This window comes from Neptuniibacter sp. (assembly GCF_024231755.1).
Lineage (GTDB): Bacteria > Pseudomonadota > Gammaproteobacteria > Pseudomonadales > Balneatricaceae > Neptuniibacter.
Genome location: NZ_JAAEQH010000290.1, coordinates 17,032 through 28,598, shown reverse-complemented (window position 1 = coordinate 28,598; position 11,567 = coordinate 17,032). Strand labels below are relative to the sequence as shown.

8 protein-coding genes are annotated in these 11,567 nt (G+C 46.2%); 1 reads left to right on the top strand and 7 read right to left on the bottom strand.

Translation table 11 applies throughout. The features are described 5' to 3' along the window. Positions 1-223: 223 nt before the first annotated feature. A complete protein-coding gene (locus GY843_RS17050; RefSeq protein WP_297311365.1) occupies positions 224-835 on the bottom strand; it encodes a DNA-3-methyladenine glycosylase in 612 nt (203 codons plus the stop codon). Positions 836-988: 153 nt separating this feature from the next. Between GY843_RS17050 and GY843_RS17045 the strand changes: the two genes are divergently transcribed. Beyond that, on the top strand, positions 989-1,834 hold the full coding sequence (locus tag GY843_RS17045; protein ID WP_297311364.1) for a methylated-DNA--[protein]-cysteine S-methyltransferase: 846 nt from the start codon (positions 989-991) through the stop codon (positions 1,832-1,834). 9 nt (positions 1,835-1,843) lie between these two features. On the opposite strand, the gene GY843_RS17040 is transcribed toward GY843_RS17045, so the two are convergent. From GY843_RS17040 to GY843_RS17015, 6 genes are all read right to left on the bottom strand, one after another. Further along, positions 1,844-3,268: a bifunctional diguanylate cyclase/phosphodiesterase gene (locus GY843_RS17040; RefSeq protein WP_297311363.1), complete on the bottom strand. Its 1,425-nt coding sequence runs from the start codon at positions 3,266-3,268 to the stop codon at positions 1,844-1,846. After that, a complete protein-coding gene (locus GY843_RS17035; RefSeq protein ID WP_297311361.1) occupies positions 3,211-5,409 on the bottom strand; it encodes an ABC transporter substrate-binding protein in 2,199 nt (732 codons plus the stop codon). The genes GY843_RS17040 and GY843_RS17035 overlap by 58 nt, the downstream gene beginning before the upstream one ends. A 185-nt stretch (positions 5,410-5,594) precedes the next feature. Continuing rightward, positions 5,595-5,837 carry a hypothetical protein gene (locus tag GY843_RS17030; RefSeq protein ID WP_297311360.1) on the bottom strand — a complete coding sequence of 81 codons (243 nt, stop codon included), beginning with the start codon at positions 5,835-5,837 and terminating at the stop codon, positions 5,595-5,597. Between the two features lie 31 nt (positions 5,838-5,868). Beyond that, complete coding sequence (locus GY843_RS17025) at positions 5,869-8,979, bottom strand: efflux RND transporter permease subunit (protein ID WP_297311358.1); 3,111 nt, start codon at positions 8,977-8,979, stop codon at positions 5,869-5,871. Between the two features lie 3 nt (positions 8,980-8,982). Beyond that, the gene (locus tag GY843_RS17020) at positions 8,983-10,080 is read right to left on the bottom strand and encodes an efflux RND transporter periplasmic adaptor subunit (protein WP_297311356.1); all 1,098 of its coding nucleotides are present in this window, start codon (positions 10,078-10,080) and stop codon (positions 8,983-8,985) included. 168 nt (positions 10,081-10,248) lie between these two features. After that, positions 10,249-11,535 (bottom strand): TolC family outer membrane protein, encoded by a 1,287-nt coding sequence (locus GY843_RS17015; protein WP_297311355.1) that lies wholly within the window; start codon positions 11,533-11,535, stop codon positions 10,249-10,251. Between the last annotated feature and the right edge of the window lie 32 nt (positions 11,536-11,567).

Below are 11,567 nucleotides of genomic sequence, written 5' to 3'. Positions count from 1 at the left end.
TTCGGGATTCGGCGAAACGGTTATAGGAATAGAACGACGAGCCTGCGAAAACCAGAAAAATCAGTGCGAAACCGACAAAGTAAATATGTGCTCTTGCATCCTGCATGTATTGGCTCGTTATAAACTAAATGACTTCAGGCTTATCCTACATTTTGTCAGGCTTTTTAGTGTAGCGTGTTTTTCCTTATCTGCGTAGCTTCTAATATTAAAGTTGCACAATTCTCTAGTTAGGAGCCCCGCGATAATAGTGCCAGAGGAAAAGTGATCCAACGCTACGCCAAGGTGACCAGTGTTCAATTATCTCTCTGGATTGTTTCGGGGTTGGCTTTTCCTGCATCCCTTTCAGGCGACCCAGTGCTACCCGCAGGGCGAGATCATCTGCGGGGAAAATATCCGCTCTTTGTAGTGAAAACATCAGATATATTTCGGCACTCCAACGGCCAAAACCACGCAGAGTGGTTATCTGTTCAATCGCTGATTCAGTATCTGCTTTGCTTAGTGCGTCAAAATCTAGTTTTCCATTGATCACCGCCTCAGACAGGCCTTTGGCATATTCTATTTTTCGATAGGAAAGGCCTACTGACCTTAGCTCTTCTGTATCTGTTTGCAGAACTTTTTCTGCACTGGTTTCTACTAATAACTCTTTAACCCGGCCCATGATGGTACGAGCGGCTTCAGTAGAGATCTGTTGGCTGACAATGGTATTTAGAAAGGTTTCAAAACCAACAGGGCGTACCCTTGGGACTGGAGGGCCGATCAGTTTCACTGCTTCAGCGACATCCTCGTCAACACTGCAAAGATGGTTGATGCCAAGTTCGATATTGATTTCATTCATAGCTGTTTCCTATATAGAGACCTGTAAGGCTAACGCGATAGTGGCAGAGGAATCAAAACGGAAAATTTCATCATTCTTGCGCAAGAATCGGGTGGATCAAGAGCGTGGAAGGGGATAGGGTTTGGGGTATCAACATATATTTTGGAAACTGAAATGCCTGAGCATAACACCCACCCTTATGATCAGATTGCTACGGCGATACGCTTCCTTCGGGATAGAGCGAGCGAGCAACCTTCTCTGGCTGAAGTGGCTGAACAGGTGGGCTTGAGTGAATGTCATTTCCAGCGTTTATTCAGTCAGTGGGCTGGTGTCTCTCCTAAACGTTTTCTTCAGTTTCTTACCAAAGAAAGAGCAAAACAGGCCTTGGCAGAGTCAACGTCGGTTTTTCAGGCGACATTGGAAAGCGGGTTATCAGGCCCTGGCCGTCTGCATGACTTGATGGTGAGTTGCGAAGCCATGACTCCGGGAGAGATTAAAGCTCAAGGTGAAGGATTGGAGATCGGTTATGGTGAAGCCTTAACTCCCTTTGGTAGAGCCTTGGTAGCCTGGACCAGCAGAGGTGTCTGTTATTTAGCATTCTTCAGTAACGACGCAACCGCCTACGAACAAGAACTGAAATCTGAGTGGCCCAAAGCGGATTTCAGCAGGGATAATTCAGCTGCCTGTGATCTGATGGAAAGAGTTTTTATTAATACCTCTGCTCAAAAACCTCTTCACCTGTTGCTGAAGGGAACCAACTTTCAGCTTAAGGTTTGGGAAGCGTTGCTAAGAGTCGGTGAGGGGGAATTGGTTTCCTATTCGCAGCTGGCAGCGATGGCAGGATCACCAAAAGCCTCTCGTGCGGTAGGATCTGCAATGGCGGCAAACAAGATAGGTTTTCTGATCCCTTGCCATCGGGTTATTCGTGAAAGCGGTGAGTCAGGTCATTACCGCTGGGAAAGTGAACGTAAACTGGCGATGCAGGGGTGGGAGGCAGCAAAAATGACTTTGGGAAGGTGACCCGGAATATTATTCCGGGTCTGACAACAGCTCAATCACACAACAGTTTTTCCCTTGTTGTTTGGCTTTGTACATTGCTCTGTCTGCTTTCTTGATAAGATTATCAATGCTCAAATCAGGCTTTTCTGTAATAACAATGCAGCCGATGCTGGCAGAAACCGCAATCTGATGTTGGTTAATGGTAAGTGGAGCTGATGCAGCATCCAGTAACCGTTTGGTTAAGCCGTTCAGTTCCTGTTGTGTGGCAAGTTGGTCTACTAAAATAACAAACTCATCGCCACCTATACGGCTAACAATATCCTTCTCCCTCAATAAGTTTGTCATTTTTCGGCTTAAGCGAATTAGGAGTTCATCTCCGATCTCATGCCCATATGAATCGTTGACGGCTTTAAAACCGTCCAGATCTATGAAAAGAATGGAAAAATTGTCAGAAGTGCGTCGTGCAAGGCGTTTACTGATTGTTTTGTGAAGGTATGTTCTGTTGGGGAGACCAGTCAGCACATCATGGTAGGCTTCATATTGCAGACTGTTTTCCTTCTCTTTCTGCTCTGTGATATCTGAGAAAACGCCCACATAGTAGGCGTGTTCACCCTGTTCGTTTGCAACCGCAGAAATGGTTAAGTTTTCGGCAAAAAAATCGCCATTTTTGCCTTTGTTCCATACTTCCCCGTGCCATCTTCCTTCTTGCAGCAAGTGTGACCACATATCATTGTAAAATGCTTCATCATGCATGCCTGACTTCAGGATACGTGGGTTTTCACCAATAACTTCTTCTTGTGTAAAGCCAGTAATGTCGTGGAAAGCTTGGTTTGTTTCTATAATATTCCCTGCAGTGTCGGTGATTATAATACCTTCCTGAGCATGGGAAAAAACACTAGCAGCCCGTTTGAGTTGGGCTTCCTGCTCATATTCGGCAGTGATATCTTTACATACCCCAGTGAGCCTGACCGGATTGTCTTGTTCATCTCGACTACATTCTCCGAGAGCGTAAATCCAGCGTATCTCATTGTTTGGCTTTATAATTCTGAATTTCAGCTCGTGGGGTTCGCCCGTTTGCACAGTTTTTTGCACATCGTCTGCCCACATCTGGAAATCGGATGGATGTACGGAGAGTTTCACCACCTCAAAAGAGCCATCAAAGGTGCCTCTTTCAAACCCCCACATATCAAGCATTTCATCAGACCAGAAAACGTCGTTGGTTCTGATATCCCATTCCCAAACGCCTAAGCCAGAAATTCTTTGGGCAAGATGTACGCGTGCCTGACTATCCTTCAATGCTTTTTCATATGTGATTCTGAGTGTGATGTCGGTAAAGCTAGAGATCACGGCATAAGGGAAATCTTCGTTTTCTTTGAATAGTGGTTGCGCATTAATACTTAGCCAAAGTGTTCTGTCCGGGTATTTAAGGCCCAATATGCGGTTTTGTTGGGCCATTCCTGTGCGGAGTGCAACAATGGATGGTTTTCTCCAGAAACTGAAATACCATTTTCGTTAATTGCTTCCCAGCTTGGGTCAAAACTGGATTTATTAAGCAGTTCCTCTCTTGAAGCTTGTAATATTGATGATGCAGTTTCATTCAGAGCAGTAATCTCCCCCATACTGTTCTGCATCACAATGCCAATGGATACTCCTTCAAAGAGTGTTTTGTACATCTGTTCACTTTCACGGAGCTTCAATTTTTCTTTGTCGAGCTCAGCGGTTTTAGTGATGAGTTCTGATTCGTATCTGTTTCTAGCGGTGACATCAACGATGATGGAGAACAAGCGCTTTTTGCTATCAATCTCAACTGGGCCTGAATGAACTTCTACATCTCTGGTTTCACCGTTAGCTAGCTTGTGCTTAAAACGATAGAAACGTCTGTCTTCCTCCAGAGCAAGTGTCATCTCATCCTGGATTTCGTCTGGAGTATGTGCGTTTATCTCAAAGACCTTCATCTCTAAGAATTCATCATGGCTGTAGCCATAAAAGGAGCATGCGGCATCATTGGCACGTAAAATGTAGCCACTTTCGGCATCAATGAGTAGCTTTATAGCAGTGTTATTATCAAACATCTGTCTATAGAGCTTTTCACTTTCAGAGATTCTTTCGGCTTCTTTTTTTCGTTCTGTTACGTCAAGTACAATGCCAAAGAAGCTTTCAGTTTCCCCTGAGTTATTAAGGATCACCTCTACTTTCTCTTCAACATCAATGACATCTCCTGGTGCCGAGATAATGCGATACTGAAGGTGATAATCTTGCTGTGAAGTTAGAGCTTTATTGAGTGAACTTTCAACAGTCTCTCTGTCGTCGGGGTGCACAAAATTCAAGTACAGCTGCAGAGAGGGGGCGGTTTGGGTTGGAAGCCCTAACAGGATTTTCAATTCATTGGACCACCACCAGTTATCATCTTCACAAGACCATTCCCAGTTGCCTAAGCGGGCGATTGATTGCGCATAATCCAACCGATCTTTTATTTTTTGCAGGTAATTTGATTGCGCGCGGAGTGACTCTGTCTGCTTGTGAACTTCCGCTTTTAGTTTTTTATTAATTAGCCAGAAAGCGAGGATTAGACTGCTCATTATGACAATGATGAGCCCGAGAACTTTGGCGGCAAACATCCCTTGAGAGGATGTGTTTAGGTGTTGTGTGTAACCAATCCCGTCTAGAGATGAGTTTTCATTAGCCCAGCCTAACGCCTTATATGTATCCGCAATCCTAAGCATTCTTGAGATACTAAAATGACCCAGTTCGATAAGATCTGGGCGTATCATTTTGGCTGTTTCCTGAGCTTCAAAAAGAAGGTGCTCTCTGCTTTTTTCGGGGGAAAGATTGGTCAGGATCCAATCTACCATCTCTTCCTGATGTTCAAGGGCATATTTCCAGCCTTTCAGACTGGCACGACGAAAAGCTTCAACCTCAGCAGGGTTTGATTTCAGATAACTTTCTTTAACAAAGAGAAGGTCACCGTAAAAATCAATCCCATAGTTAGAAGGTGAGATGATGTTGATATCAATGCCTTTCTCCCGATAGAGAAAAGGCTGGTCAGTAAGATAAGCGGACATCGCGTCAACGGCTATGTCGCCTAATAAAGCAAGATCATCAAAATTGTGTTTAATATGTTTAAAGCCTGAATCAGCCAGACCGGACTCAGCAAGCATTGCCGTGATAACAGCATCATCGATATTTTTCTGGTACATCACACTCTTCCCCTTTAACTCGAGGGGGCTGAGTATTTCAGACGATTTAAGAGTGATAAGTCCAAGGGGAGAATGTTGGAAGATTGTTGCCACAACAACTACAGGTTGCCCTTTTAAACGCGAGAGAGCCAAACTCGAATCTGAAATCCCAAACTCTGCTTGATCGGACAAAACTACATCGGTTGCGGTTTGGCTTCCATCAGCAGGGTTGATTGTGACTGTTAGACCTTCTTCTGCGTAATAGCCTTGTTTTTGTGCTGCATAAAACCCTGCAAATTGGAACTGATGTTTCCATTTGAGTTGGAGGGTGACATCCTTTGCATTTGCACTTGGCAACAAAGTGAACAACAGCACGAAGCAGATAAAGATATGAAATATGAAACGGTAACAAAGATTCATAAACTGCGTACTTCACAAACCAAAACGTTATGATTAGGCATTCTAGTTGCGCTGGTGAATGGATTGCCAGCTAAACTATTTTAGTTGATAAATCTTTTGATGTGTCGCAATTAATCTATTTTTAATCAGCATTCTAACCATTAACTCATTGTTCGATAAGTATTTTTAGTGTCGTGGATTGAGGATTATTTACACTGTCCTTGCTCAACCCACTTCACTGTTGCATCGGAACAGGCCACGCATGGATTGGAGTACGTCTTCTGTTCTGATTCAGAGATATAGCCACATGCTGGTCGATAATCTCGTGTGCACATCTGTGGCCGAGGGCTTTCACAGGCTAAAGCAGATTCAGGCATGGTCGGTTTAGATTGGCAGGCACTGAGGCCAATTACTGCTACAACTGTAAGTAGGATAATCTGTAGTTTCATTTGCTTGTCCTGTTTAGGATCAGCCTCCCGATTATTCGGAAGGCTTCCCTTTTACCTTTTCGCGAAGTGTCTGCATGGCAACAAACAATGATGGGATAAAGAAGATGCCGATCACAGTTGCCAGCAGCATGCCACCTAATACCACAAAACCGATAGAGATTCGGCTGGCTGCTCCCGCTCCGCTGGCAGTTACCAATGGTAGTACACCAAGAATAAAGGAGAACGCAGTCATCAATACAGCGCGGTAACGCAAATTAGCTGCTTCGGTTGCTGCATCGACGATGGAGCGTCCTTCCTCGCGTAGCTGTTTGGCGAACTCCACAATAAGTATTGCAGACTTACTCGCAAGGCCGATCAGCATCACTATGCCTATCTGTGCGTACAGGTTGTTGGTTAGTCCAGGAATCAACCATAGAGGCAGAATTGCACCTAACAGGGCAACAGTTATAGATAGCATTACAGCCAGTGGGATGGTCCAGCTTTCATACTGTGCTACCAGGAATAGGTACGCAAACAAAACTGCCAGAGACATAATGATGATTACGTAACCACCCGATTCCAGCTCCTGTTTGGTTGTACCAGTCCATTCCAGTACATAACCTTCAGGCAGGTTTTCTGCAGCAATCTGTTCCAACAGTTTTATTCCATCCCCGGTGGATGTGCCGCCGCCAAGCATTGCGGTGATAGCAGCAGAACGATACTGGTTATAACGGGTTAAAGACTGTGGTCCCAGTACTGGCTGGATATCTACCAAAGCACTGACCGGCACTAGGAAGCCCTGATTACTCTTAATATTCAGATGTCCGATATCATCAATGTTGTCGCGGAACTCCGCATCGGCTTGCAGCATTACCCGATAGTTACGACCGTAAAGGTTGAAGTCGTTCACATACTGGGTGCCCAGTTGGGACTGCAGTGTGCTGAACAGCTCGCTAATCGATATGCCTAGCGCCAGGGCTTTATCGCGATCTACTACCAGTTCCAGCTGAGGTACGTTTGCCGAGTAGGTTGAGTAAACCCGGCTGAATTCAGCTTTCTGATTGGCCGCAAATATTAGGGCATTGACTGCCTGAGCCAGTTCCTGTGGTGAACCGTTATTCAGATCTAGTAGATTCGCTTCAAGCCCTGCCGCATTACCCAGACCCGGAATCGGAGGAGTCGGGAAGGCCATGATATTAGCCCCCGGAATTGTTGCTAGTTTGGCGTTCAGTTCTCGAAGGATCATGTACCAGGCCATCTCTTTATCAGTACGTTCATCCCAGTGACTTAGCACCGGGATGGCCAGTGCCGCGTTCGGAGCTGCTCCGCCGAGGATACTGAAGCCTTTGATCGCTATGCGATTTTCAACGCCTTTTTGCTCTTCAAGAATGGCATCAATCTGTTGGATGACCTCTTCTGTACGGTTCAGAGAGGCGCCATCAGGCAGCTGAACGTTGATAAAGAATGCACCGTTATCCTCATAAGGAAGGAAGCCGGTCGGGGTGGTTGAAAACATATGGTAAACACCACCACCCATAGCCGCGAGCAAGCCCATGCTGAGCAATAATCGACGGTTCAGGAACGTAACCTTGTTTACATAGCCTTTACGGGTCCAGCCGATAAATTGATCAAATTTACGGAAGAAGCCAGCAGGTTCCTCTGACGGTTTCAACAGAAGACTACATAGCGCTGGCGACAAAGTTAATGCATTCAGAGATGAGAAGCAGACAGCTACAGAAATGGTTACAGCGAACTCTGTGTAAAGCCTTCCGGTAATACCAGGCATAAATGCCACTGGTACAAATACCGCAAGCAGTACCAGAGTAGTTGCGATAACCGGCCCGATAACCTCTTTCATCGATATCGCTGTTGCTTCGCTGGCAGATAAGCCCTCCGCCATATGCCGTTTAACGTTTTCCACCACGACAATTGCATCATCTACCACAATACCGATCGCCAGAATCAGGGCGAACAGAGAGATGGTATTGATGCTGAATCCGAGTAGCTGAAGCACCGCAAACGTTGCGATCAGTGATACAGGGATAGTTGCTGATGGAATCAGCGTCGCACGCCAATCGGCTAGGAATAGGAAGGTAACCAGTACCACCAGAGTAAAGGTGATAAACAGGGTTTCCACTACCTCTTGAAGTGAGGCTTTCACCGACAGGGTAGTGTCGTAAAGGATGGCGTATTCCAGATCATCCGGGAAACGCTGGCTTAAGCGTTCCAGTTCAGCGTAAACCTGATCGGCTACATCCAGTGCGTTAGCTCCGGGGCTCTGGTAAATAGCGATGGTTGCAGCAGGCTGACCGTTCATTGATGCTGAAGCACTGTAGCTTTGTGAACCAAGCTCAATACGTGCTACATCACGTAGACGAACGGAAGAGCCATTTTCACCCGTACGTAGAATAATATTTTCAAACTCTTCTACCGATTCCAGACGACCTTTTGCGCGCAGGTTGTACTGGAACTGCTGGCTCTGGGTCAGTGGCGGTTGGCCGATTATGCCAACGGATGCCTGGATGTTCTGTTGCTGAATCGCGTTGCTGACATCACTTGGTGACATCTCAAGTGCTTTCAGGCGATCCGGGTCTAGCCAGACACGCATACCGTAATCCATAGGGCTGAACTGGGAAGCGGAACCAACACCGTTGATGCGGGCCAGCGCATCTTGGACGTAAAGAGATGCATAGTTACTCAGAAACAGTTCATCGTAGGTACTTTCTGGAGAAAACAGGTTGATCACCAGCAGCATATTAGTGGCTTGTTTCTTGGTGGTTACACCCTGACGTACTACCTCCTGTGGAAGAGCCGATTCCGCACGAGCAACACGGTTCTGTACGTTCACCGCCGCCTGATCTGGATCAGTACCCACGGCAAAGGTGATATCCAGCGTGTAGCTACCATCATTGGCTGCGGTGGAGGACATATACAGCATGTTATCCACACCGTTGACCTGTGCCTCTATGGGAGTGGCTACTGCTTGTTCTACCACCTCAGCATTGGCACCTGGGTATTTAGCCTGTACTTGTACCTTTGGCGGCACGATATCCGGGAATTGTGATACTGGCAGGCTCATAATAGCGAGACCACCGGCGATCATCAGAACAATGGATATAACCAGGGCAAATTTAGGCCTGTTGATAAAAAAGATAGAGAACATGGTTTACTCCTCTACCGCTTTTACCTGAATGCCTGGTTTAACCTTCTGCAGGCCCTCAGTGATAATAGTATCGCCTGTTGATAGACCGCTCAGTACCTGCCATTGCCCTTGCTGTTGTGCCCCCATCTCAACGCGGGTCATTTCAACTTTGTTATCTGAACTGACTTTAAGCACGAAGTAACCTTTGCGGTCCCGTTGTACAGCTGACTGAGGAATCATAATGCCGATTTCTGCCTGTTTACGTTTGATCTCAACATGTACAAATTCACCCGGTAACAGCAGGTAATTCGGGTTAGGGAAGCTGGCTCGCAAAGTAATCGTATCTGTATTGGTATCTACTTCCGGAGAGATGAAGTTGAACTCGCCTTTCTGTTCGTAAACGCTGCCATCAGAAAGAATCAGGCGAGGTGCAACTGGAGGGTTATCCAGATCGATACCTTTACGGCGAGCATCTAACATCAGCTTTTCACTGACAGACATCTCTACATACACTTGATCGATTTTGACTACTGTTGCCAAAGTGCCGCTTTCTGGACTGATTAGGTCCCCGACAGAAAAGTTAGCTTTGCCAATTCGGCCACTAAATGGCGAGCGGATCTCGGTATAACTCAGATCTAGTTCTGCTTTTTGCAAACCCGCTTCTGCCTTGAGAACTTGCGCCTTAGCTTGGTCCCTGTCTGCAGCAGCCTGATCAAGTTGAGACTGAGATGCTGCCTGACGTTTACGCAGCTGGCTGATTCGATTCAGGTTTGCCTGGGCATTTTTTTGCGCTGCTTTAGCTGAAGCTAGATCTGCCTTGGCCTGCTTTAATGCAATTTCATAGTTGTTTTTCTCTATACGAAACAGGGCTTGTCCTTCTTCAATATCTCGCCCTTCAGTGAACAGGCGTTCCTCTAGAAAACCAGAAACACGGGCAAGTAGATTAACTCTTTCCGTTGCTTTGATTCGGCCTACCAGTTTAAAGGTTGGTGTCAGATCTGAAGGGGCTACCTTATGAACCAGTACAGCAGGTAGTGGCTTATCTTCCGCATGGGAAACAGTAGTGATGGATAAAGTGGCGATGAAGGTAGAAACAAGAGTAGCGATCAGTAGCTGTTTCAAAGCGAACTCCTTGGCAGAATTCCGTTTTCGATGGTTTTGTTTAGAGCAGTGTAGTCGGTATGTTTCTGACTGCTAAATACCGGATTACACAAATAGATTACCCACACATAGGGTGTTGATTTATGAGTGTGAAAATAACTGCGGGTGCCTAATGCACCCGCTTTTTCGTTAGTTTTCCAACCAGCTATCTAACTCATTTATATCTTCTGGACTTAAGGTGCCTAGTTGCTGTTTAAAGGTCACCAGGTTCTGGACAAAGTTGAAGCGGGCGTTGGCGTATTCCAACTGCGCAGCATAGAGTTGTTGCTCTGCCTGCAGTACATCAACAACATTACGGGTACCCACTTTGTAACCCTCTTCTGTGGCTTCCAGCGCAGTCTGGCTTGATTTGATACTTTGTTTCAGTGCCTGAACACTGAGGGATCCTGTACGCAGATCACGTAGTAGGCTACGAGTGGATTGAGTTACACCGCGCAGCGTATCTTCACGGTTCTGTTGCGTTTCAATTAAGCGATGTTCCAGTTCACGGGATTTGGAACTGGTTGCGCCACCAGAGAAAATCGGCACAGATAGAGTCAGGCCGATGCTATCAGTATCTGAGCTGTTATCGCTAACTGCACTGCCCTTATCGTAATCATGGCTAGCGGTCAGGCTAAGTGTTGGATAATGGCCAGCGTTAGCTGCTTGCGCTGCACGTCGCGCTGACTCTGTACTTAAATCGGCTAAGCGCAGCCCCAGATTTCCTTGCCATGCTTTATCCAACCATGGTTGCGGCTCCATTGGAGTAGGGGCTTCAACCGGATAATTATCTGCTAGCTGACTGATAGTGTCGAAACTCTTGCCAGTTAAGCGCTCCAGAGCTTCGTAGCTGTTATCCAGATCACCCTCGGCTGAGATTCTTGCTACGCGTGCGTTATCGAATGAGGCTTTGGCTTCTTGAACATCGGTGTTTGCGATCAAGCCAACTTCGAACTGTGCGTTAACCTGATCCAGGCGGCGTTTGATGGCACGTTCCTGGGCTTCTGCTGTAGCCAGATCACTGCTTGCACGTAGTACACCTAGATATGCTTCTACAGTTCTTAGAATCAGGTTTTGCTGTTCCAGTTCAAACTGAAGAGCGGCCTGTTCGGACAAAACCTGCCCCTGTTTAAAGCTGAACCAGGAAGATGCGTTGAATACAGGTTGGCTCAACGACAGTGTATAACCGTGGTTGTTATAGCTAGCTGTATCACTATCAATGTAAGTGGTATTTGCGTTCAGGCTTAGGTTTGGCATAAGAGCTGAACGGTTCTGAACCTCAATCTCTTTACCGGCATTAAATGAAGCCTGGGCAGCTTTTAGTTGTGGATCATTTACCAGCGCCTGTTGGTATACTTCTGCCAATTCGCCTGCAGAAACATTAGTACCGATCATCAAACCCAGTAGAGAAATGCCAAAAATCTTTTGTGCTTTCATTTGGTTACTTTCCTTAAAACCTTTTTGGTCTT